At 72.9% G+C, this 22,272-nt stretch carries 21 protein-coding genes and 2 pseudogenes; 20 read left to right on the forward strand and 3 right to left on the reverse strand.

The genetic code is table 11. The features are described 5' to 3' along the window. Positions 1–255: 255 nt before the first annotated feature. The gene (locus AB0I54_RS05630; protein ID WP_363294604.1) at positions 256–387 is read left to right on the forward strand and encodes a hypothetical protein; all 132 of its coding nucleotides are present in this window, start codon (positions 256–258) and stop codon (positions 385–387) included. A gap of 296 nt (positions 388–683) precedes the next feature. On the opposite strand, the gene AB0I54_RS05635 is transcribed toward AB0I54_RS05630, so the two are convergent. After that, a complete protein-coding gene (locus AB0I54_RS05635) occupies positions 684–1,466 on the reverse strand; it encodes an IclR family transcriptional regulator (protein ID WP_363294605.1) in 783 nt (260 codons plus the stop codon). A gap of 275 nt (positions 1,467–1,741) precedes the next feature. On the opposite strand from AB0I54_RS05635, the gene allB reads away from it, so the two are divergent. The 4 genes from allB to AB0I54_RS05655 all read left to right on the forward strand — a co-directional run bounded on the left by allB (position 1,742) and on the right by AB0I54_RS05655 (position 5,503). Beyond that, positions 1,742–3,079 (forward strand): allantoinase AllB, encoded by a 1,338-nt coding sequence (allB, locus tag AB0I54_RS05640; RefSeq protein WP_363294606.1) that lies wholly within the window; start codon positions 1,742–1,744, stop codon positions 3,077–3,079. 48 nt (positions 3,080–3,127) lie between these two features. Next, positions 3,128–4,258 (forward strand): allantoicase, encoded by a 1,131-nt coding sequence (alc, locus tag AB0I54_RS05645; RefSeq protein ID WP_363294607.1) that lies wholly within the window; start codon positions 3,128–3,130, stop codon positions 4,256–4,258. A gap of 94 nt (positions 4,259–4,352) precedes the next feature. Continuing rightward, positions 4,353–4,979 carry a dihydrofolate reductase family protein gene (locus AB0I54_RS05650; protein ID WP_363294608.1) on the forward strand — a complete coding sequence of 209 codons (627 nt, stop codon included), beginning with the start codon at positions 4,353–4,355 and terminating at the stop codon, positions 4,977–4,979. Positions 4,980–5,107: 128 nt separating this feature from the next. Then, entirely contained in the window at positions 5,108–5,503 is a 396-nt protein-coding gene (locus tag AB0I54_RS05655) for a ribonuclease domain-containing protein (RefSeq protein ID WP_363294609.1), read from the forward strand. Positions 5,504–5,571: 68 nt separating this feature from the next. Here AB0I54_RS05655 and AB0I54_RS05660 read toward each other — a convergent pair whose 3' ends face one another. Then, on the reverse strand, positions 5,572–5,772 hold the full coding sequence (locus AB0I54_RS05660) for a hypothetical protein (RefSeq protein WP_363294610.1): 201 nt from the start codon (positions 5,770–5,772) through the stop codon (positions 5,572–5,574). Between the two features lie 170 nt (positions 5,773–5,942). On the opposite strand from AB0I54_RS05660, the gene AB0I54_RS05665 reads away from it, so the two are divergent. From AB0I54_RS05665 to AB0I54_RS05680, 4 genes and pseudogenes are all read left to right on the forward strand, one after another. Beyond that, a complete protein-coding gene (locus AB0I54_RS05665) occupies positions 5,943–7,208 on the forward strand; it encodes a histidine kinase (RefSeq protein ID WP_363294611.1) in 1,266 nt (421 codons plus the stop codon). Between the two features lie 91 nt (positions 7,209–7,299). Next, positions 7,300–8,007: a response regulator transcription factor gene (locus AB0I54_RS05670; RefSeq protein ID WP_363294612.1), complete on the forward strand. Its 708-nt coding sequence runs from the start codon at positions 7,300–7,302 to the stop codon at positions 8,005–8,007. A 96-nt stretch (positions 8,008–8,103) separates the two neighbouring features. Next, positions 8,104–9,288 carry a cytochrome P450 gene (locus tag AB0I54_RS05675; RefSeq protein WP_363294613.1) on the forward strand — a complete coding sequence of 395 codons (1,185 nt, stop codon included), beginning with the start codon at positions 8,104–8,106 and terminating at the stop codon, positions 9,286–9,288. Positions 9,289–9,339: 51 nt separating this feature from the next. Continuing rightward, positions 9,340–9,528 (forward strand): annotated as a pseudogene (locus AB0I54_RS05680) (cytochrome P450); the annotation flags it as partial. Between the two features lie 37 nt (positions 9,529–9,565). Here AB0I54_RS05680 and AB0I54_RS05685 read toward each other — a convergent pair. Next, a complete protein-coding gene (locus AB0I54_RS05685) occupies positions 9,566–10,669 on the reverse strand; it encodes a Gfo/Idh/MocA family oxidoreductase (RefSeq protein ID WP_363294614.1) in 1,104 nt (367 codons plus the stop codon). 48 nt (positions 10,670–10,717) lie between these two features. Between AB0I54_RS05685 and AB0I54_RS05690 the strand changes: the two genes are divergently transcribed. The 11 genes and pseudogenes from AB0I54_RS05690 to AB0I54_RS05740 all read left to right on the forward strand — a co-directional run. After that, on the forward strand, positions 10,718–11,455 hold the full coding sequence (locus tag AB0I54_RS05690) for a GntR family transcriptional regulator (RefSeq protein WP_363294982.1): 738 nt from the start codon (positions 10,718–10,720) through the stop codon (positions 11,453–11,455). A 120-nt stretch (positions 11,456–11,575) separates the two neighbouring features. Next, positions 11,576–12,721 (forward strand): ROK family glucokinase, encoded by a 1,146-nt coding sequence (locus tag AB0I54_RS05695; RefSeq protein ID WP_363294615.1) that lies wholly within the window; start codon positions 11,576–11,578, stop codon positions 12,719–12,721. After that, complete coding sequence (locus AB0I54_RS05700) at positions 12,718–13,299, forward strand: sugar kinase (protein WP_363294616.1); 582 nt, start codon at positions 12,718–12,720, stop codon at positions 13,297–13,299. The genes AB0I54_RS05695 and AB0I54_RS05700 overlap by 4 nt, the downstream gene beginning before the upstream one ends. A 97-nt stretch (positions 13,300–13,396) precedes the next feature. Next, positions 13,397–16,258, forward strand: a complete 2,862-nt coding sequence (locus tag AB0I54_RS05705) for a DEAD/DEAH box helicase (RefSeq protein WP_363294617.1) — start codon at positions 13,397–13,399, stop codon at positions 16,256–16,258. Next, the gene (locus AB0I54_RS05710) at positions 16,255–18,207 is read left to right on the forward strand and encodes an SWIM zinc finger family protein (RefSeq protein WP_363294618.1); all 1,953 of its coding nucleotides are present in this window, start codon (positions 16,255–16,257) and stop codon (positions 18,205–18,207) included. The genes AB0I54_RS05705 and AB0I54_RS05710 overlap by 4 nt, the downstream gene beginning before the upstream one ends. 147 nt (positions 18,208–18,354) lie before the next feature. Further along, entirely contained in the window at positions 18,355–19,662 is a 1,308-nt protein-coding gene (pcaC, locus tag AB0I54_RS05715) for a 4-carboxymuconolactone decarboxylase (protein ID WP_363294619.1), read from the forward strand. A gap of 54 nt (positions 19,663–19,716) precedes the next feature. Then, complete coding sequence (locus tag AB0I54_RS05720; RefSeq protein WP_363294620.1) at positions 19,717–20,352, forward strand: MBL fold metallo-hydrolase; 636 nt, start codon at positions 19,717–19,719, stop codon at positions 20,350–20,352. Positions 20,353–20,404: 52 nt separating this feature from the next. Then, positions 20,405–21,184 (forward strand): exodeoxyribonuclease III, encoded by a 780-nt coding sequence (locus tag AB0I54_RS05725; RefSeq protein ID WP_363294621.1) that lies wholly within the window; start codon positions 20,405–20,407, stop codon positions 21,182–21,184. 60 nt (positions 21,185–21,244) lie between these two features. Beyond that, positions 21,245–21,664: a DUF6278 family protein gene (locus AB0I54_RS05730; RefSeq protein ID WP_363294622.1), complete on the forward strand. Its 420-nt coding sequence runs from the start codon at positions 21,245–21,247 to the stop codon at positions 21,662–21,664. A 211-nt stretch (positions 21,665–21,875) separates the two neighbouring features. Beyond that, a complete protein-coding gene (locus AB0I54_RS05735; RefSeq protein WP_363294623.1) occupies positions 21,876–22,076 on the forward strand; it encodes a hypothetical protein in 201 nt (66 codons plus the stop codon). Positions 22,077–22,109: 33 nt separating this feature from the next. Beyond that, positions 22,110–22,229: pseudogene (locus tag AB0I54_RS05740) on the forward strand (amino acid ABC transporter permease); the annotation flags it as partial. Between the last annotated feature and the right edge of the window lie 43 nt (positions 22,230–22,272).

Consider the following 22,272-nt stretch of genomic DNA (forward strand, 5'->3'; position numbering starts at 1 on the left):
GAGGGCGAGCCGCCGGCCCCGGCGCGGTCGGGTTCGGGTGGTGCACTGGGCGAGGGGGTTGTCGGAGGTCCGGGAGGCGGTGGACTTGTTCGGGGAGCCGCCGCGCCGCTGAGGGGTGTGCGTCGTCCCTGGCGCCGGCGGCAGGGCTGGGGACGCGGCCTCGGGCGGCATTCCCGGGGTATCTCATCTGCCCCGTTCGCTGATCCTGATCGCGGGCGCGATCGGTTCGCTCGGTGCGCCGGCGCGGGGCTGTCGGTGGACCTGTTCGGGAGCCGCGCCGAGAACATCCTCAGCGGCGGCGCCCCCGAGTCGGGCGCGGAGCTCGCCACGCCTTTGAAGGGGGGCGCGTGCGACTGGTCGCTCGACTCGGCGACCAGGGCGCGGTGATTACGGCCCCGGGCGCCTGTGGAGAACGCTCACGGAGTCCTCCTTCTGCGGGTGGCTCCGTCGACGTCGGCAGGCGACCGGGCGCGCCGGCTGCCGGGCCAGGAACCGAGAACGGGAACCGTCGTCGGTCGTGCCGCCGACCCCGGGGAGACCGGCTGGCGCCGGGGCCCGGCCCGGACGGGAGGTCGGGGGCTCGGGTTCACGATCTCGTCGACGCCGGTCGCTTCGCTCGTCCGCGTCACCGGGAAGCGAGGAACCGGACGTTCCCCCTGAAGGCTGCCGAACCCCCGGAGGGCTCAGCCTGCCAAGGTCTGGGACAGCTCCGTCGCGATCTGCTGGAGTACCGGCACGATCTTGTCCGTTGCCGATTCCGTGACGCGGCCGGCCGGGCCGGAGATGGAGATGGCGGCGGCCGTGGGGGAGTCCGGCACCGGCACCGCGAGGCAGCGGACGCCGATCTCCTGCTCGTTGTCGTCCACGGCGTACCCGAGGCGGCGCACCTCCTCCAGGGCGGTCAGGAACGCGTCCGGCGTGGTGATCGTCTTCTCCGTCGCGGCAGGCATGCCGGTGCGGGACAGGAGGGCGCGCACCTCGTGGTCGGGGACATGGGCGAGCAGCGCCTTGCCGACGCCCGTGGAGTGCGGCAGAACCCGTCGGCCGACCTCGGTGAACATGCGCATCGAGTGCTTCGACGGCACCTGGGCGACATAGACGACCTCGTCGCCGTCCAGCAGCGCCATGTTCGCGGTCTCCCCGGTCTCCTCGACGAGCCGCGCGAGATAGGGCCGGGCCCACGTGCCGAGCAGCCGGGACGCCGACTCGCCCAGGCGGATCAGGCGCGGGCCGAGGGCGTACCGCCGGTTGGGCTGCTGACGTACATAGCCGCAGACGACCAGCGTGCGCATCAGCCGATGGATCGTGGGCAACGGCAGCCCGCTGCTCGCGGACAGCTCGCTCAGACCGACCTCGCCGCCCGCGTCGGCCATCCGCTCCAGCAGATCGAAGGCGCGCTCCAGGGACTGGACCCCGCCACCGGCGGACTTGGCGGAGTCGTTGGTGCTGGCGCTGGACGTCGGCACGGCGCGTTCCTTTCGGGACTGGCAGGAAGGGCAGAAGCCTACCCGGCAGTCGGTTGACTCACCTGCTCGTACGTAGCTACGTTCTGCTTGCTGGAATTCTAATTCCGCTTGGTGGAAACGTCCAGAGCGGCGGCGCCGGGCGTACTGGGTAGAAGTGTGCCTCTTGACGGCACAGGAGCGGGAGTGAAGACTCCTTCAACAGAACGTTGAATTCCCTTACGTGGCAGTACATCCCGTTTCCGGGAAGCGAGACGGCGGCAAAGAGAGGGGTCCGGGTGTCCGACGCTGAACTGGTGCTGCGCTCGACACGCGTCATCACCCCGGAAGGGACGCGGGCCGCCTCGGTCACGGTCTCCGCCGGGAAGATCACGGCCGTACTGCCGTACGACGCCGACGTGCCGTCCGCGGCCCGTCTGGAGGACCTCGGCGACGACGTCCTGCTGCCCGGCCTGGTCGACACCCACGTGCACGTCAACGACCCCGGCCGCACCGAGTGGGAGGGCTTCTGGACCGCCACCCGCGCCGCGGCGGCCGGCGGCATCACCACCCTCGTCGACATGCCCCTCAACTCCCTCCCGCCGACCACGACGGTCGACCACCTGCGTACCAAGCGGCGGGTGGCCGCCGACAAGGCCCATGTCGACGTCGGCTTCTGGGGCGGCGCCCTGCCCGACAACGTCAAGGACCTGCGCCCGCTGCACGACGCCGGCGTCTTCGGCTTCAAGGCGTTCCTGTCGCCGTCCGGCGTGGACGAGTTCCCGCACCTCGACCAGGAGCAACTGGCCCGGTCGCTGGCCGAGATCGCCGGTTTCGACGGCCTGCTGATCGTGCACGCCGAGGACCCGCACCACCTGGACGCGGCCCCGCAGCACGGCGGCCCCAGGTATGCCGACTTCCTCGCCTCCCGCCCGCGCGACGCTGAGGACACCGCCGTCGCGAGCCTGCTGGCCCAGGCGAAGCGCCTCCACGCGCGCGTGCACGTGCTGCACCTGTCCTCCGGCGACGCACTGCCCCTCATCGCCGCCGCCCGGGCCGAGGGCGTCCGCGTCACGGTGGAGACCTGCCCGCACTATCTGACCCTGACCGCCGAGGAAGTCCCGGACGGCGCCAGCGAGTTCAAGTGCTGCCCGCCCATCCGCGAGGCGGCCAACCAGGACCTGCTCTGGCAGGCGCTGGCGGACGGCACCATCGACTGCGTGGTCACCGACCACTCGCCGTCGACGGCCGACCTCAAGACCGACGACTTCGCCACCGCCTGGGGAGGCATCTCCGGCCTCCAGCTCAGCCTGGCCGCCGTGTGGACCGAGGCACGCCGGCGCGGCCACGGCCTGGAGGACGTCGTCCGCTGGATGTCGACGCGTACGGCGGCCCTGGTGGGCCTGGCCGAGAAGGGCGCCATCGAGGCCGGCCGCGACGCGGACTTCGCCGTCCTCGCCCCCGACGAGACGTTCACGGTCGACCCGGCGGCCCTCCAGCACCGCAACCGCGTGACGGCGTACGCGGGCAAGACCCTGTACGGGGTCGTGAAGTCCACCTGGCTGCGCGGCGAACGCATCGTCGCGGACGGCGGGTTCACCGAGCCGAAGGGCCGACTGCTGACCCGTACCCCCTGATCCCCCGCATCCGCGGCGGCCCACTCCCGAGAGGAACACCTGATCACCGTGACGGCACAGCGTCCATCCGATCCGGCCGGCTTCACCGGCGACGCGAACCCCTACGGAGGCGGTGACCCGTACGCGGACTACCGCACCGCCGACTTCCCCTTCACCCACCACGCCAACCTCGCCGACCGGCAGCTCGGCGCCGGGGTCATCGCCGCCAACGACGAGTTCTTCGCCCAGCGGGAGAACCTGCTGGTGCCCGAGCGGGCCGAGTTCGACCCCGAGCACTTCGGGCACAAGGGCAAGATCATGGACGGCTGGGAGACGCGCCGCCGCCGCGGGGCCTCCGCGGAGCACCCCTGGCCCACCGCGGAGGACCACGACTGGGCGCTGATCCGCCTCGGCGCGCCCGGTGTCGTACGGGGCGTCGTCGTCGACACGGCCCACTTCCGCGGCAACTACCCGCAGGCGGTGTCGGTCGAGGGCACGTCCGTACCGGGCGCCCCGTCCCCGGCGGAACTGCTCGGCGACGACGTGAAGTGGACGACCCTCGTCCCCCGCACGCCCGTCGGCGGCCACGCGGCGAACGGCTTCGCCGTCTCGGTCGAACAGCGCTTCACGCATCTGCGCGTCAACCAGCACCCCGACGGAGGCATCGCGCGCCTGCGCGTGTACGGCGAGGTCGTGCCCGATCCCGGGTGGCTGGAGGCGCTCGGCACCTTCGACGTGGTCGCCCTGGAGCACGGCGGCCGGGTCGAGGACGCCTCCGACCTCTTCTACTCCCCGGCGACGAACACCATCCAGCCCGGCCGCTCACGCAAGATGGACGACGGCTGGGAGACGCGCCGCCGCCGCGACCGGGGCAACGACTGGATCAGCTACCGGCTCGCCGCCCAGTCCCTGATCCGCGCGATCGAGATCGACACGGCCTACCTGAAGGGCAACAGCGCCGGCTGGGCGTCGGTGTCCGTGCGCGACGGCGAGAGCGGAGACTGGCGCGAGATCCTCCCGCGCACCCGACTCCAGCCCGACACCGACCACCGGTTCGTCCTGCCGGACCCCGCCGTCGGCACGCACGCGCGCGTGGACATCTTCCCCGACGGCGGCATCTCCCGCCTGCGCCTGTTCGGCTCCCTGACGGAGGAAGGAACCGCCGCCCTGGCCGCCCGCCACCAGGAACTGGGCGGCTGATCCCGCCCCCGGGCGGGCGGACCGATGAGTTGCGGGTGCGCCCGGGGTCTGCACTGATGGCAACAGACCCCACGCCAGGAAGAAGGCACCCGACATGGGCAAGCTCGTCTCCACCATGTTCGTCACCCTCGACGGCGTCTACCAGGCGCCGGGCGGCCCCCAGGAAGACACCAGCGGCGGCTTCGAGCAGGGCGGCTGGAGCTTTCCGTACGGCGACGACGACTTCGGCCGGTTCGTCACCGAGGTCTTCGACCGCGTCGGCGCCTTTCTGCTCGGGCGCCGTACGTACGACATCTTCGCCTCGTACTGGCCGAAGATGACCGACCCCGCCGACCCGATCGCGTCCAGGCTCAACGCACTCCCCAAGTACGTCGTCTCCTCGACCCTGACCGCGCCCGACTGGTCCGGCACCACCGTCATCGGCGGTGACCTCGCCAAGGAGGTCACCGCCCTCAAGGAACGGACGGACGGCGAGCTCCAGGTCCACGGCAGCGGAGCCCTGGTCCGCTCCCTGCTGGCCCTCGACCTCGTCGACTCGCTCCACCTGCTGACCTTCCCGGTCGTCCTCGGTGCCGGCCGCCGCTTCTTCGAGGAGGGCGCCCGGCCCACCAAGTTCCGGCACGCAGGCGGGCGGGTCACCGCGGCGGGCGTCTCCATCCAGACGTACGACTTCGCGGGTCGCCCCGACTACGGCTCGTACGAGCTCCCGGACAACGCCTAGCGCACCTGTGGGGGCTGCGTGGGGACCGCGGGCCGCAGGTTAACTCCCTGAAAACTCATCTGACTTGAAGGGAAAATCTTCAACTTTGTCATTGACATGCCAGTGTCTACGCGCGTCATCATGGGCCCATGAGATTCCCCCCACGAATCACTCGCATCGGCGCCGCGGGCGCCGTCCTGTCCGCCCTCCTCGTCGGCGGTACGGTCTCCGCCACCACGGCGGACGCGGCTGCCTCGTCCGTCGGCAGCATCTGCTACGGCGACCTGCCCTCGCAGGCGTACACCACCCTGCGGCTCATCGACCAGGGTGGCCCGTTCCCGTACTCGCAGGACGGGGTGGTCTTCCAGAACCGCGAAGGCGTCCTGCCCAAGCAGACGACCGGCTACTACCACGAGTACACGGTGAAGACCCCCGGCTCCTCCACCCGCGGTGCGCGGCGCATCGTCACCGGTGAGGAGTACCAGGAGGACTACTACACCGCGGACCACTACGCCACGTTCGACCTGATCGACTTCGGCTGCTGAGCCGGTAGCCGGTAGCCGGTAGCCGGTTCCAGGAGAACGGTGCGACCAGCCGGAGGCCGGGCCGGCGCTCAGTCCGGCCTCCGGCTCTCCGCGGCGGCGAACAGCGCGCACCCCAGCACCACCAGGGCGGCGCTCGCGTACACCTCGTAGCCGTCGAGGAAGCCGAGCCGCTGCACGAGACCCACGTGCCAGTGGGTGAACTCGTGCACCAGGCCCAGCACGCCCTGCGCCAGGGCGAGGAATCCGATCAGCTCCAGCAGCTTCTTCATGGCACGACTCTCGCCCCGCGGTCTCCCCCCACGCATCGGCCGCGGGGCGAGTCCCGTCCCGCCGGAGGACGGTCCTCGCGCCGCGGCGGATCACCGAAAGTCCATGGCGTCGCGACTTTGGTCGGCGATCCGGCGCGAGGGGAGACCGCGCGGACTCGCGCTGCGTAGATTTGTCGACCGTGAGGGGTGACGAGCAGGCGCAGGCGCCGCAGGAGTTCGCGGGACGCCGATGGCTGTTCCCGTCCGCCGTGGTGCACGAACTCGACCCGGACGCCGGGGCCTTGGGGCGGCCGCCGCGGCGCACCGCGCGCGACTGGGTCGTCGACTTCTCCTGCTTCCTGCTGGCCGTCGCCCTCGGCCTGGCCGCCGCGGACACCCTGCAGCACGACCCCCACACCCCGCATGCGCTGGCCGTCGTGGACCAGCTGCTCGGCGTGCTCGCCTGTGCCGCGGTCTGGCTGCGCCGCCGGTGGCCGTTCGGGCTCGCCGTCGCCATGATCCCCGTCGGCTTCCTCTCGAACGCCTCGGGCGGCGCCGCTCTGGTCACCCTGTTCACGCTCGCCGTGCACCGCCCCTTGCGGTACGTGGCCTGGGTCGGCGGGATCGGCCTCGCCCTGATGCCGGGCTACTACTGGCTGCGCCCCGACCCCGACCTGCCGTACGCGGCCGTCGTCACGCTCACCACGCTGATGACCGTCTCGGTCATCAGCTGGGGCCTGTTCGTCCGCTCCAAGCGGCAGCTCATGCTGAGCCTGCGCGACCGCGCCCGGCGCGCCGAGACGGAGGCGCGGCTGCGCGCCGAGCAGGCACAGCGCCTCGCGCGTGAGGCCATCGCCCGGGAGATGCACGATGTGCTCGCCCACCGGCTCACCCTGCTGAGCGTGCACGCGGGAGCCCTGGAGTTCCGGCCGGACGCGCCCCGCGAGGAGATCGCCAGGGCCGCCGGTGTGATCCGGGAGAGCGCGCACGAGGCCCTGCAGGACCTGCGGGAGATCATCGGCGTGCTGCGGGCGGGCGACTCCGACGACACCGGCCGCCCCCAGCCGACGCTCGCCGCGCTGGACGCCCTGGTCGCCGAGTCCCGCGAGGCCGGCATGAAGGTCAGCCTCGACAACCGCGTCACCGACCCCGCCGGTGTCCCCGCCTCCGTGGGCCGCACCGCGTACCGCATCGCCCAGGAGGCACTGACCAACGCCCGCAAGCACGCCCCCGGCGCCGAGGTCACGGTCACCGTCACGGGCGCCCCCGGCGACGGTCTGGCCGTCTCGGTCCACAACCCCGCCCCCGCGTCCGTGCCCCGCCCGGTCCCCGGCTCCGGCCAGGGCCTCATCGGCCTGACCGAGCGCGCGACGCTGGCCGGGGGCCGGCTGGAGCACGGGCCCACGGCGGACGGCGGCTTCGAGGTGCGGGGCCGACTACCGTGGGGCGGGGCGTGACACCGCGGGGCGTGATGCGCCGTCCTGCAACCGTGATCAGCCCTCTTATAAGCGTGATTCGCCGTCCTACAACCGTGATTACGTATGGCCCATGACTGCGATCAGACTGCTCCTCGTCGACGACGATCCCCTGGTGCGGGCGGGCCTGTCCTTCATGCTGGGCGGGGCCGACGACATCGAGATCGTCGGGGAGGCCGCGGACGGCAGTGAGGTCGAGGCGGTCGTCGACCGCACCCGGCCGGACGTCGTCCTGATGGACATCCGTATGCCGTCGGTGGACGGGCTCACGGCCACCGAGCGGCTGCGCGGCCGCGAGGACGCCCCTCAGGTCGTCGTCCTCACCACCTTCCATGCCGACGAGCAGGTGCTGCGCGCCCTGCGCGCGGGTGCGGCCGGATTCGTCCTGAAGGACACCCCGCCCGCCGAGATCGTCGAGGCGGTGCGGAGGGTCGCGGCCGGTGATCCCGTCCTGTCGCCCACCGTCACCCGCCAGTTGATGGAGCACGCGGCCGGCACCCCGGCCGACACCCGGCGCTCCCGCGCGCGGGAACGGCTCGCCGGCCTGAACGAGCGCGAACGGGAGGTCGCCGTCGCGGTCGGCCGCGGGCTCGCCAACGCCCAGATCGCCGCCGGCCTCTTCATGAGCGTCGCCACCGTCAAGACCCACGTGTCCCGCATCCTGGCCAAACTCGGCCTCAACAACCGCGTGCAGATCGCCCTGTTGGCCTACGACGCGGGGCTGCTGGAAGAGGGGGAGGAAGGAAACGAGGGGCACGCGGGCGAGCACGCCGGACACTAGGCGAGCACGTCGGGCACTGGTCGGGCCGGTCGCGCGTTGTCAGTGCACCGGGACCCGCCCGGAGGACTTCGGGGGTTGTCCGAGATGGGGGAGACCATGGGCCAAGTGATCGACCTGGGTGACTTCGGGGACGGGTTCCGCAGGGACCCGCATCCGGTCTACGCGCGCCTGCGGGAGCGGGGTCCCGTGCACCGCGTCCGGCTCCCGGCACCCGACCAGTACCACGAGACCTGGCTCATCGTGGGGTACGAGGAGGCGCGTGCGGCCCTCGCCGACCCCCGGCTGTCCAAGGACGGCAGCAGGATCGGGGTGACCTTCCTCGACGAGGAGCTGATCGGCAAGTATCTGCTGGTCGCCGACCCGCCGCAGCACACGCGGCTGCGCGGGCTCATCACGCGCGCGTTCACCATGCGCCGGGTGGAGGAACTGCGGCCGAGGATCCAGGAGATCACCGACCGGCTGCTGGACGAGATGCTGCCGCACGGCCGTGCCGACCTGGTGGACGCCCTCGCCTATCCGCTGCCGATCACCGTCATCTGCGAGCTGCTCGGCGTCCCCGAGATGGACCGCACACAGTTCCGGAAACTGTCCACGGAGGTGGTGGCGCCGACCAGCGCACAGAGCGAGTACGACGCCTTCGTCCGGCTCGCCGAGTACCTGACCGAGCTGATCGACGACAAACGGTGTGCCGGACCGAGCGGCGATCTGCTCGGCGACCTGATCCGCACCACCGCCGAGGACGGCGACCGGCTCTCCCCCCGGGAGCTGCGCGGCATGGCCTTCGTCCTGCTGATCGCGGGCCACGAGACCACGGTCAACCTGATCGCCAACACCGTCCTCGCCCTGCTGGAGCACCCCGGCCAACTCGCCGCCCTGCGCGCCGACATGACGCTCCTCGACGGCGCGATCGAGGAGACACTGCGGTACGAGGGACCGGTGGAGAACGCGACGTACCGATTCGCCGCGGAGCCCCTGGAGATCGCCGGGACGCCCATCGCCCACGGCGACACCGTGCTGATCGGTCTCAGCGCCGCCGACCGGGACCCGGCCCGCTGCCCCGACCCCGACCGCTTCGACATCCGCCGCGACAACCGCGGCCACCTCGCCTTCGGCCACGGCATCCACTACTGCCTGGGCGCACCCCTGGCCCGCCTGGAGGCGCGCACGGCCGTCCGTTCGCTCCTGGACCGTGCCCCGGCGCTGACCTTGGACGGGCCGCCCGGCGACTGGTTGCCGGGGATGCTGATGCGCGGGGTGCGGAGTCTGCCGGTGCGCTGGTAGCGGTCTCGGCCCGGCGGGGCGGCCGTTGTCCGCGTACCGGCCTCATCCGAGCGCGGCCACCTCGCCTTCGGCCACGGCATCCACTACTGCCTGGGCGCACCCCTGGCCCGCCTGGAGGCGCGCACGGCCGTCCGTTCGCTCCTGGACCGTGCCCCGGCGCTGACCTTGGACGGGCCGCCCGGTGACTGGTTGCCGGGGATGCTGATGCGCGGGGTGCGGAGTCTGCCGGTGCGCTGGTAGCGGTCTCGGCCCGGCGGCTGTTGTCGGCGTATGGGTCTCATCCGAGCGCGGACGCGGCGTCGCCGGGGATCTCCATCAGGCGCACGGGTCTGTGCTCCCGGCGGGACCGCTCGCAGGCCTCGGCGACCCGCAGGGCCTGTAGGGCCTCCCGTCCGTCGCAGGGGTTGGCCCGAGCGCCGTGCAGTACGTCCACGAAGGCGCACAGTTCGGCCTCGTAGGCGGGGCCGAAGCGCTCCAGGAACCCCGTCCACGGCTTGTCCGCGGCGGGCGGCCCGGTCGGCTCGATCGAGGCGACCGGCGTACGGTCGTCCAGGCCCACCACGACCGTGTCCCGTTCGCCGGCGAGCTCCATCCGGACGTCGTAGCCCGCCCCGTTCAGCCGGGTCGCCGTCGCCGTGACCAGGGTGCCGTCGTCCAGGGTGAGGACGGCCGCGCCCGTGTCGACGTCCCCCGCCTCGCGGAACATCGCGGGCCCGGCGTCCGACCCGGTCGCGTAGACGTCGACGATCTCGCGCCCCGTCACCCAGCGCACCACGTCGAAGTCGTGGATCAGGGTGTCCCGGAACAGCCCGCCGGACAGCGGCAGCCACTCGACCGGGGGAGGGGACTGGTCGCAGGTCATCGCCCGGACCGTGTGCAGCCGCCCGAGCCGCCCCGCGCGCACCGCCTCCCGCGCGCCCATGTAGCCCGCGTCGAAGCGCCGCTGGAAGCCCATCTGCAGAACCGTCCCGGCCGCGTCGACCTCGCCGAGCGCCTGCAGCGTGCCCGGCAGGTCGAGGGCGATGGGCTTCTCGCAGAAGACCGGGAGGCCGGAACGTGCTGCCCGACCGATCAGTTCGGCGTGCGCCGAGGTCGCCGTGGTGATCACCACCGCGTCCACGCCCCACTTGAAGATCTCGTCCACACCCGGCGCGGCCGTCTCTCCCAGACGGTGCGCCAGGGCCTGGGCCCGCGCCGGATCCCGGTCCGTGAGGATCAGCGATCCGACATCGCGATGGCGGCTGAGCGTGTTCGCATGAATGGCTCCGATGCGGCCCGTGCCGATGACCCCGATGCGCATGGAAACAAAGTGAGGGGCGACCCGGCACGCTGTCAATGCGTATGTCCGGACAATCAAACTACACAACTTCCCGTCAACCATTCACAGAGCTACGCTCGGCCCGTGCCGAAACCAGAAGTGGACCCGACCGTGTCGCTCGCCCTCACCGTGGACCGGAGCTCGCCGGTGCCCCTGTACTTCCAGCTGTCCCAGCAGCTGGAGGCCGCGATCGAGCACGGAGACCTCACTCCCGGCAGCCTCCTGGGCAACGAGATCGAGCTCGCCGCACGGCTCGGCCTGTCCCGGCCCACGGTCCGCCAGGCCATCCAGTCCCTCGTCGACAAGGGCCTCCTCGTACGCCGTCGCGGCGTCGGCACACAGGTCGTGCACAGCCAGGTCAAGCGACCGCTGGAGCTCAGCAGCCTCTACGACGACCTGGAGGCGGCCGGTCAGCGCCCCGCGACCAAGGTCCTGGTCAACACCGTCGTCCCGGCCTCCGCCGAGGTCGCCGCCGCGCTCGGCGTCGCCGAGGGCAGCGACGTGCACCGCATCGAGCGGCTGCGGCTGGCGCACGGCGAGCCGATGGCGTACCTGATCAACCATCTGCCGCCCGGGCTGCTCGACCTGGACACCGCGCAGCTGGAGGCCACCGGCCTGTACCGGCTGATGCGCTCCGCCGGCATCACCCTGCACAGCGCCCGGCAGTCCATCGGCGCCCGCGGCGCCACGGCCCCCGAGGCCGAGCGGCTCGCCGAGGAGGAGGGCGCCCCGCTGCTCACCATGCAGCGCACCACCTTCGACGACACCGGCCGCGCGGTCGAGTTCGGCGACCACACCTACCGCCCCTCGCGCTACTCCTTCGAGTTCCAGCTGCTCGTACGGTCCTGACGCCCGCCCGGCCGATGACGGCATTCGTCGCAATGTCCGGACAATAAGACGCATACGGCCTCGCGGGCCGTCGCTCCCCCGTACGGCACTCGGGGCGACGGTGAGGCAGAATCGGCCCCGATGAGCACCTACCGCGACCTCACCGCCCCCATCGGCTCCCGCCGGGCCCCGGTGCTGCGCACCGTGGGCACCCGGGAACGCCGCTCTCACCTGACCGCACCCCGGGTCCCCACCGTGGGGATCGACATCGGCGGCACCAAGGTCATGGCGGGCGTAGTGGACGCCGACGGCAACATCCTGGAGAAGGTCCGCGCCGAGACCCCGGACAAGTCGAAGAGTCCCAGGGTCGTCGAGGACACCATCGTCGAACTGGTCCTGGACCTCTCCGACCGGCACGACGTGCACGCCGTCGGCATCGGCGCGGCCGGCTGGGTCGACGCCGACCGCAACCGCGTGCTCTTCGCGCCCCACCTGTCATGGCGCAACGAACCGCTGCGCGACCGCCTCTCCGGGCGCCTGTCGGTGCCCGTCCTCGTGGACAACGACGCCAACGCGGCCGCCTGGGCGGAGTGGCGGTTCGGTGCGGGGCGCGGCGAGGACCACCTCGTCATGATCACGCTCGGCACCGGCATCGGCGGCGCGATCCTGGAGGACGGCCAGGTCAAGCGCGGCAAGTACGGCGTCGCGGGTGAATTCGGCCATATGCAGGTCGTGCCCGGCGGCCACCGCTGCCCGTGCGGCAACCGCGGCTGCTGGGAGCAGTACAGCTCCGGCAACGCCCTGGTCCGCGAGGCCAAGGAGCTGGCCGCCGCCGACTCGCCGGTGGCCTACGGGATCATCGAGCACGTCAAGGGCAACATCGCCGACATCACCGGCCCGATGATCACCGAGCTGGCCCGCGAGGGCGACGCCATGTGCATCGAGCTGCTCCAGGACATCGGCCAGTGGCTCGGCGTCGGCATCGCCAACCTCGCGGCCGCCCTCGACCCGTCCTGCTTCGTCATCGGCGGCGGCGTCAGCGCGGCCGACGACCTGCTGATCGGCCCCGCGCGGGACGCCTTCAAGCGCCACCTCACCGGCCGCGGCTACCGCCCCGAGGCCCGCATCACCCGTGCCCAGCTCGGCCCCGAGGCCGGCATGGTCGGCGCCGCCGACCTCGCCCGCCTGGTCGCCCGCCGCTTCCGGCGCGCCAAGCGGCGCAGGGTGGAGCGCTACGAACGCTACGAGCGGTACGCGGCGGCCCGCCGTACCCAGGACACGGCATGACCGCCTCCCTGCCCCGCCAGGCCACGCCGCCGGACGAACCGCACCGCCCGCCCGAGGACCCGCGCCACAAGGCCCGCCGCCGGGCCCTCACCCTGCTGATCATCGTGCTGCTCATCGGGGTCCCGGCGGGCTACCTGGTGATCTCCGCCAACCAGAGCCGCAACAGCGGCAAGGACAAGGAACAGAGGTACTCGGCGACCGGCCTCACCGCGGGCTGGCCCTCGAAGGTGCAGCGCCGGCTCTACCAGGTGCCGGTCCCGCACCCCGCCGACGAGATCGCCTACTACGAGACGAACAACTGGAAGACCAGCCGTCTCTACGTCCAGTTCCGCACCAACAGCGCCGGACTGGACAGCTTCCTGCAGGGCATGCGCGTCGACCGGAACGACCTGAAGAAGGACGACATCGCCATCGGCGCCCGCGACCAGAAGATCACCGGCTGGAACTTCACCGGACCCGGCCCGTGGTGGGGCATCTCCCACAAGCAGAAGAACCCGGCGCCGACCCAGGACGTGATCGTGAACCTGGCCGATCCGAACTTCCCGATGGTGTACGTCGTCTCGCGCACGGTGCCTTGACGGGTGGACTCCGACGGCCGCCGGAGCCGATTGTCAGACCCCGCCCGTACAGTCGAAGACGTCTGATCCGACACAGGGGCGGGAGGTGGCAGGACGTATGAGCGGCACGGCCGCGGTGGCAGGGAGCGCGCGGGGCACCGGGACACCGCGGGAGCCGGTCCCGGTGCGTCTCGCGGCCGTCTATCTGCCCGCCCCCCTGCCCCGCGAGGGCCGCGTCGCCTTCTGGGACCCCGACGGGGAAGCACTGGCCGCCGACGCGGAGGTGCCCGCCGCCGACGGCGAGGAACTGACCGTCGTACGACGGCACGGAGCGGGCGTGCGCCGCAGGAAGGTGCCCGCGCTGTCCCTGCCGCTCGACGAGGCCCTCCCGGTGCTCGTGCGGGCCCGCCGCGACCCCGCCGCCCACCCGGCCACGGCCTGCTGGGGCGCGGCCGCCCTGCACGCGCTGCGCCTCGCCGCCCGCGGCCGGCTGCTCCCCGGCCTGACCCCGACCGGGCACGACGCCTGGCGCGCCGGCCCCCTGGAGCCCGACGACATCGCCCATCTGCGCGCGGTGGCGGCGGCCCTGCCCGCCGAGGGACACGCCGTGCCCCTGCCCGGCCCCGGCCCGCTGCGGCTGCCCGAGCCGGAAGCGCTGCTGCGCTCCTTCCTCGACGCGGTCGCGGACACCCTGCCCCGCACCCCGGCCGCGCCGTACACCTCCGGCAGGCCCTTCGCCGCCCGCGACCCCCAGCATCTGCCCCATGCCCACGAGTGGGCCGCGGAGGTCGCCGCCGGGATGGACGCGGGCGTGCGGATCTCGCTCCGCCTGGACCTCTCCGCGTACCACCTGTTCGACGCCACGCCCGGCGGCGACGGGGCGCGCGGCGCGGGTGCGGCGATCGTCCAGGTGCACAGCCTCGCCGACCCCACCCTCGTGACCGACGCGGCGGCCCTGTGGGCGGGGGAGGCCGACGCGGCGTTCGGGCCACGCGCGCGCGTGGACGCGGCCCTGGCCGTGCGCCGCGCCGCCCGCGTGTGGGCACCGCTGGACCGGCTCGCCGAGCAGGACGTGCCCGACGTACTGGCCCTGTCCGAGGACGAGCTCGGCGAACTGCTGGGCGTGGCGGCCACCCGGCTCGCCGCGGCCGGGGTCGCTGTGCACTGGCCCAGGGACCTGGCACACGACCTGAGCGCGGCCGCGGTGGTACGGGCCGCACCCGGCTCGGCGACCGACGGCACCGGCTTCTTCGAGAGCGAGGAACTGCTCCAGTTCCGCTGGCAGCTGGCCCTCGGCGGCGACCCGCTCACCGAGGCGGAGATGGACGAGCTCGCCGAGGCCCACCGCCCGGTCGTCCGGCTCCGGGACCGCTGGGTGCTCGTCGACCCGGCCCTCGTCCGCAAGGCCCGCAAGCGCGAACTGGGCCTGCTCGACCCGGTCGACGCGCTCTCCGTGGCGCTCACCGGCAGCGCGGAGGTCGACGGCGAGACCGTGCCGGCGGTGCCGGTCGGCGCGCTGGCCGACCTGCGCGACCGCCTGACGGCCGGACTCCGGCCCGCCGAACCGCCCACCGCTCTGCGCGCCACCCTGCGCGACTACCAGCTCAGGGGTCTGGCCTGGCTCGACCTCATGACCTCCCTCGGCCTGGGCGGCTGCCTCGCCGACGACATGGGCCTCGGCAAGACGATCACGGTCATCGCCCTGCATCTGAAGCGGGCCCGCACCGAGCCGACGCTGGTGGTCTGCCCGGCGTCCCTGCTCGGCAACTGGCAGCGGGAGATCGCCCGCTTCGCCCCCGGCGTCCCCGTGCGCCGCTTCCACGGCCCGGACCGCACCCTGGACGGCCTGGACGGCGGCTTCGTCCTCACGACGTACGGGACGATGCGGTCGACCGCCGCTCAACTGGCCGGGCAGCCCTGGGGCATGGTGGTCGCGGACGAGGCACAGCACGTCAAGAACCCGTACTCGGCGACGGCCAAGGCGCTGCGCACGATCCCGTCCCCCGCGCGGGTGGCCCTCACCGGCACCCCGGTGGAGAACAACCTCTCCGAACTGTGGGCGCTGCTCGACTGGACGACCCCCGGACTCCTCGGCCCCCTGAAATCCTTCCGCGCCCGGCACGCGCGCGCCGTGGAGAACGGCGAGGACGAAGAGGCGGTCACCCGTCTCGCCCGCCTGGTGCGCCCCTTCCTGTTGCGCCGCAAGAAGTCCGACCCGGGCATCGTCCCGGAGCTGCCGCCCAAGACGGAGACCGATCACCCGGTCCCTCTCACCCGCGAACAGGCCGCGCTGTACGAGGCGGTGGTGCGCGAGTCGCTGCTGGCCATCGAGACCGCGGAGGGCATGGCCCGCCGGGGCCTGGTGCTGAAACTGCTCGGCGCGCTCAAGCAGATCTGCGACCACCCCGCGCTGTATCTGAAGGAGGAGGCGCACGGCGACGGCCTGTCCGCCCGCTCGGGCAAACTCGCCCTGCTCGACGAGCTGTTGGACACCCTGCTCGCCGAGGACGGCTCGGCGCTCGTGTTCACCCAGTACGTCGGGATGGCCCGCCTCATCGCCTCCCATCTCTCCGCCCGCGCCGTCCCCGTCGACCTCCTGCACGGCGGCACGCCGGTCCCGGAGCGCGAACACATGGTGGACCGCTTCCAGAGCGGGCGGATCCCGGTGCTCATCCTGTCCCTGAAGGCCGCGGGCACCGGACTGAACCTCACCCGCGCGGGCCATGTCATCCACTTCGACCGCTGGTGGAACCCGGCCGTCGAGGAGCAGGCCACCGACCGCGCCTACCGCATCGGCCAGACCCAGCCGGTCCAGGTCCACCGGCTCGTCACCGAGGGCACCGTCGAGGACCGCATCGCCCAGATGCTGGAGTCCAAGCGCGCCCTGGCCGACGCGATCCTCGGCTCCGGCGAGTCCGCCCTCACGGAACTGACGGACCGGGAGCTGTCCGACCTGGTGTCGCTGCGGAGGTCGTCGTGACGTCGGCGAGCGGGCAGCCGCGTCCCGGTGACGAGGCACGCCGGGCACTGCGAGAGGCCCGGGACCGGGCGAGCGCGCTCCGGGAGGGCACCACCGCGGATACGGCAGAGACACCTGAGAACTCGACCGCGCCCGTGAGCGGGGCGCAGCCGACGGGAGCCGAGACCGAGGGCACGGCCGGTTCGCGGCAAGCGCCTGCCGTCGCCGACGAGACGCGGCCCGGCGACGTCGCGCGCTCGGCGCTTCGGCAGGCGATCTCCGCCCGGCGGGACTGGGGGACGGACGCCGATGACGGCGACGGCACCGCGTACGCCGACGCGGAAGAAGCCGGCGGCGACCGGCCCACCGCTCACCCCGGGCGCCCCGGTGACGTAGCCCGGGAGGCGCTGCGCGCCGCACGCAAGGAGGCGGCACAGACCGCGGCGCAGGCCGAGGCACCGGCACCCGATGCGCCACGCCGAGCATCCTCCCCGCCCCGAAGCGGTGGGACCGGCCACGTCGACCGTGCGCGGGTGGCGCGAGACGTACGACAGTTGCTCGCGAACGGGTTCCGGATGCCGTCGGCGGCCGACCCGGAGCCCTCCACCGGGGCCGCCCGGTCGGCCGCCGACGACGACTCGCGCCCCGACAGACCGACCTCGCCCCCCACCACCACCCCCATGCCCCCGCCCGTCCCCCGGACGATGGCCACCCCCCACCGCGACGGCGAACTCCGCCGGACCTTCCCCGCCTTCCCTCCCCGCACGTCGCCGGAGGGCGCCGGGTTCGCCGAGACCTGGTGGGGCAACGCCTGGGTGGACGCGCTGGAGCGGGGCGCGCTGGACGTGAAGCGGCTGGCGCGCGGACGCGGGTACGCGGCGCAGGGACACGTCGACGCCATCACCGTGACGCCCGGCCTCCTCCTCGCCTATGTGCAGGGCAGCCGCCCGCGGCCGTACCGCGTACAGGTGCGGCTGCGTACGCTCGCCGAGGCCGACTGGGAGCGGTTCCTGGACGCGGCCGCCGACCGGCCCGGCCATATCGCCGCCCTGCTCGACAAGGAGCTGCCGCAGTCCCTCGCCGACTGCGGAGTCCCGCTCCTGCCCGGCCCCGGCGATCTGGAACCGCACTGCAGCTGCCCCGACTCGGGCCACCCCTGCAAGCACGCCGCCGCGCTCTGCTACCAATCGGCACGCCTGCTCGACGCCGACCCCTTCGTGCTGCTTCTGCTGCGCGGCCGCGGCGAGCGAGAGCTCCTGGACGCGCTGTCCCGCCGCAACGCCGCCCGGGCGGCCCGAGCCGCGCAGGAACAGGGACCCGCGCCCCTGCCCGGCGTACGCGCGGCCGACGCCCTGACCCCGCGCGAACTCCCGCCTCTCCCACCCCCGTTGCTGGTGCCCCCGCACCCGGAGCAGCCCCCGGTGTATCCGGCGTCCCCGGGCGGCCCCGACCCCTTCGCCCTGGACCAGCTGGCGACGGACGCCGCCGCCCGCGCGCACGCGCTGCTCGGCACCGGACGTGACCCGGTCGGCGAGCTGACGCTGTGGCAGGACGCGGTGCGTCTCGCGGCGGCCCGCCCCGGTTCCGGTCTGACCGCGGGCACCCGCGCCCTCTACTCCTCACTCGCCTCCGCCGCCGGCCGCACCCCGGCCGAGCTGGCGCGCGCGGTCGCCGCCTGGCGGCAGGGCGGCCTCGACGGGCTCGCCGCCCTGGAGGAGCCCTGGGACCCCCCGGCGGGCCGCTTCGACCGCGCCCGGCCCCTGCTCCTGGCCGCCGACCTCCCGGCGTTCCGCCCCTGGCGCAACCACCTCACCCACCCCCACGGCCATGTCCAACTCCGCCTGGGCCGCGACGGCTTGTGGTACGCCTACGAATCCGAACCGGGTCGGGACGACTGGTGGCCCCGGGGCACCCCGGACCTGGACCCGGTGGGCGCGCTGACCGGGCTGGGGACACCGGGCGACCTCTGAGGCGCACGCCACGCCGCCGCACCCGATGAGAAACGCTCCGTGAAGCGGACGTGGAGAATCTTCACGCGGCCCCCGCGACATGGGACGGCTTGCACGCATTCGGACCCCGGCGGGTGAGAGATCGTGAGATGTGAGAGCGTGCAGGGCGTGAGTGAGACACCGACGAATACCCTGCAATACCGCTTCGACGGCCCGGAAGACGCCCCGGTCCTCATTCTCGGCCCCTCGCTCGGGACGACATGGCACATGTGGGACCGGCAGATCCCGGAACTGACCAAGCAGTGGCGGGTCTTCCGGTTCGATCTGCCGGGGCACGGCGGCGCCCTCGCGTACCCGGCCGGCTCGGTGACCGAGCTGGCCGCCAGGCTGCTCGTCACGCTCGACGGGCTCGGTGTGCAGCGGTTCGGCTACGCGGGCTGTGCGTTCGGCGGAGCGCTCGGCATCGAGCTGGCCCTGCGCCGGCCCGAGCGGGTCGCCTCGCTCGCGCTGGTCGCCACCTCCCCGCGGTTCGGGTCAGCGGACGAGTTCCGGCAGCGCGGGGTGATAGTGCGCACGAACGGGCTCGACCCGATCGCCCGGACCGCGCCGGACCGCTGGTTCACCGACGGATTCGCGTCCGCGCAGCCCGCGATCACCGAGTGGGCCGTGCAGATGGTGCGCACCACCGACCCCGGCTGCTACATCGCCGCCTGTGAGGCGCTGGCCGGGTTCGACGTACGGGGCGAGCTGGCCCGTGTCGGTGTGCCGACCCTCGTGCTGGTCGGCTCGGAGGACCAGGTCACCGGTCCGGCCGAGGCCCGCACCCTGGTCGCCGGCATCCCGGACGCCCGGCTCGCGGTCGTCCCCGGCGCCTCCCACCTCGTGCCGGTCGAGCAGCCCGCCGCCGTCACCGAGCTGCTGGTCCGGCACTTCTCCACCGCCTGGCAGCCCGGCTTCGACTCGTCCACCGGCCAGATGGCCATCGTGACGGCCCCGGCGAAGCCGGTCCTGGCCGCGGCGCCGCTCGTCGCTCCGCAGGCCGGGCCCATCGCCGAGATCGCCCCCGCCGTCGTACCGCCGCAGCCCCCGGGGTGGCCGGACCAGTACGACGCGGGGCTCAAGATCCGCCGGGAGGTGCTCGGCGACGCGCACGTCGACCGGGAGCTCACCGAGGCCGACGACTTCTCCGGGGAGTTCCAGGAGTTCCTCACCCGGTACGCGTGGGGCGAGATCTGGAGCCGGCCGGGTCTCGACCGGCGCTCGCGCAGCTGTGTCACCCTCACCGCGCTGGTCGTGGGCGGCCACCTGGAGGAACTCGCCGTCCACACCCGGGCCGCGCTGCGCAACGGGCTGACCCCGGACGAGATCAAGGAAGTGCTGCTCCAGGCGGCCGTGTACTGCGGGATGCCCGCGGCGAACAGCGCCTTCCGGGTGGCCCAGCAGGTCATCCGCGAGGAGACCACGCTCGCGGAGTGAGCGACGAAGAGCGACGGAGAGCGACCGAGTGCGGCGGGGGAGAGGATGGGAGTCATGAAGCTCACGAAGAAGTCGCATTCCTGTGTCCGGCTGGAGAAGGACGGGCGGACGCTCGTCCTCGACCCCGGAGGGTTCAGCGAGCGGGACGCCGCGGTCGGCGCGGACGCGATCCTGGTCACGCACGAGCACCCGGACCACTTCGACGAGGGGCGGCTGCGGGCGGCTCTGGAGGCCGACTCGGCCGCCGAGATCTGGACCCTGAGGTCGGTCGCCGAGCAGCTCACGGCCGCCTTCCCGGGCCGCGTGCACACCGTCGGCCACGGCGACACCTTCACCGCGGCGGGCTTCGACGTCCAGGTCCACGGCGAACTGCACGCGGTCATCCACCCGGACATCCCGCGCATCACCAACGTCGGCTATCTGATCGACGGCGGCCGGGTCTTCCACCCGGGCGACGCCCTCACCGTCCCCGACCGGCCGGTCGAGACGCTGATGCTCCCGGTGATGGCCCCCTGGAACAAGATCGCCGAGGTCATCGACTACGTCCGTGAGGTCAAGCCGCAGCGCGCCTACGACATCCACGACGCCCTGCTCACCGACCTCGCCCGCCCGATCTACGACCGCCAGATCGGCGCCCTGGGCGGCTCGGAGCACCTGCGGCTGGCGCCGGGGGACTCCGCCGACGTCTGAGGCCGGAACCGGGCGGGCGGCGTTGTCGGTGCCGCCCGGTAGGTTGTGAGGCATGCGCATCGCGACCTGGAACGTGAACTCGATCACCGCCCGCCTGCCGAGGCTGCTCGCCTGGCTGGAGAGCAGCGGCACGGACGTGCTGTGCCTGCAGGAGGCCAAGCTCGCCGAGGAGCAGTTCCCGTTCGACCAGCTGCGCGAGCTGGGCTACGAGGCGGCGGTGAACGCCACGGGCCGGTGGAACGGCGTGGCGGTGCTCTCCCGCGTCGGCCTGGCGGACGTCGTCAAGGGCCTGCCCGGCGACCCCGGCTACGAGGGCCTGGAGGAGCCCCGCGCGATCTCCGCGACCTGCGGCCCGGTCCGCGTCTGGTCGGTGTACGTGCCGAACGGGCGCGAGGTGGACCACCCGCACTACGCCTACAAGCTCCAGTGGTTCGAGGCCCTGAAGGCCGCCGTCGCGGGCGACGCGACCGGCTCCCGCCCCTTCGCGGTCCTGGGCGACTACAACGTGGCACCGACGGACGACGACGTCTACGACGTGGCCGCCTTCGAGGGCCTCACCCATGTCACCCCCGCCGAGCGCGCCGCCCTGGCCTCCCTGCGCGAGGCGGGCCTGTCCGACGTCGTCCCGCGCCCGCTGAAGTACGACCACCCCTTCACGTACTGGGACTACCGCCAGCTCTGCTTCCCGAAGAACCGCGGCATGCGCATCGACCTGGTGTACGGCAACGAGCCGTTCGCCAAGGCCGTCAAGGACGCCTACGTCGACCGCGAGGAGCGCAAGGGCAAGGGCGCCTCGGACCACGCTCCGGTGGTCGTCGATCTGGACGTGTAGGGCGCGACACCCGCGCCCGGGCTGTGGTGCGCACGGTGGTGCGAATGTCACGCTGGGCGTATGAACATCCCGTTCCTGGGCAGTCGGCACAAGAAACGCGATGAGGCGGTGCTCGCCCTCGACCCCGAGGGCGTCGCGGAGCTCCTCTCCGAGTGTGAGCTGTTGCGCGCGCAGGCGTCCCAGGAGGGCGTCCTGCTCGACGACTCCGCGGCCTCGCTGGAGGCGCTCGACCAGCTGCTGCCGCGCTGGCGCGACGACGAGGAGAGCCTGCCCTGGCTGGGCAACGACGCGGGGCTGTACCTGGGCACGGTCATCGTGCGCACCGTGCAGGGCGCGCGCTGGGACCTCAGACCCGGCGGGCAGGCCGTCGTACGGCTGGCGTCGGGCCGTGAGTTCGACGTCGTCGAGACGGGCCGGGAGTGGGCCGCGAGCGGTGCGCCCGAGCTGTCGCAGCTCTATGCCGAGGTCGCCGAGACCTGACGCGCGACCTAAAGACGGAGTAAATACGGCTTATGCCCGATAAGTGCGTGTCGTGTGTCGAGTCCCCTGCCGTCTGGATAGTTTGCGGCAACCATGACACAGCAGAGAGTGAGTAGGGCTGCGGATGGCCATCGATCCTTTGATCGAACTGCGTGACGTCGACAAATGCGGCCGCGTCATCGAGCCCGCGTACTGAGCGGGGGGCGCGACCATGATCCGTACCACACGTGTGTCCATCGCCCCGGTGGCGCTCGCCATCGCGCTCGTCGCGGCCGCCTGCGGCAGTCACGGCGGTCCGCCCGCCGGGGGCCCGGCGCCCGACGGACGCCCCAACCACCGGGTGGCGCAGGGCTTCCGGCCGCCGGACCCCCCGAATTCCCTTGAGGCGACGCTCGGCCGGGCCGGCTCATGAACGTCGACTACGATGGGCCGTTCATCCCGCAGCGGGATGAGCGCGCTGCTTTCGTGGTTCACCGGCCGGGTGTCCCACCGTGAGCAACGCAGTCCCGAGACCCGGGCCGTGGTGGTCGCCGCGGCCGAACCAGGGGCGCTGCTGCCGGGTGGTAACCCCCCTCACGGCCCCGAGACCATAAGGGGGGCGGCAGTTC

Origin of the sequence: Streptomyces sp. NPDC050625 (assembly GCF_040654755.1) — a bacterium.
Lineage (GTDB): Bacteria > Actinomycetota > Actinomycetes > Streptomycetales > Streptomycetaceae > Streptomyces.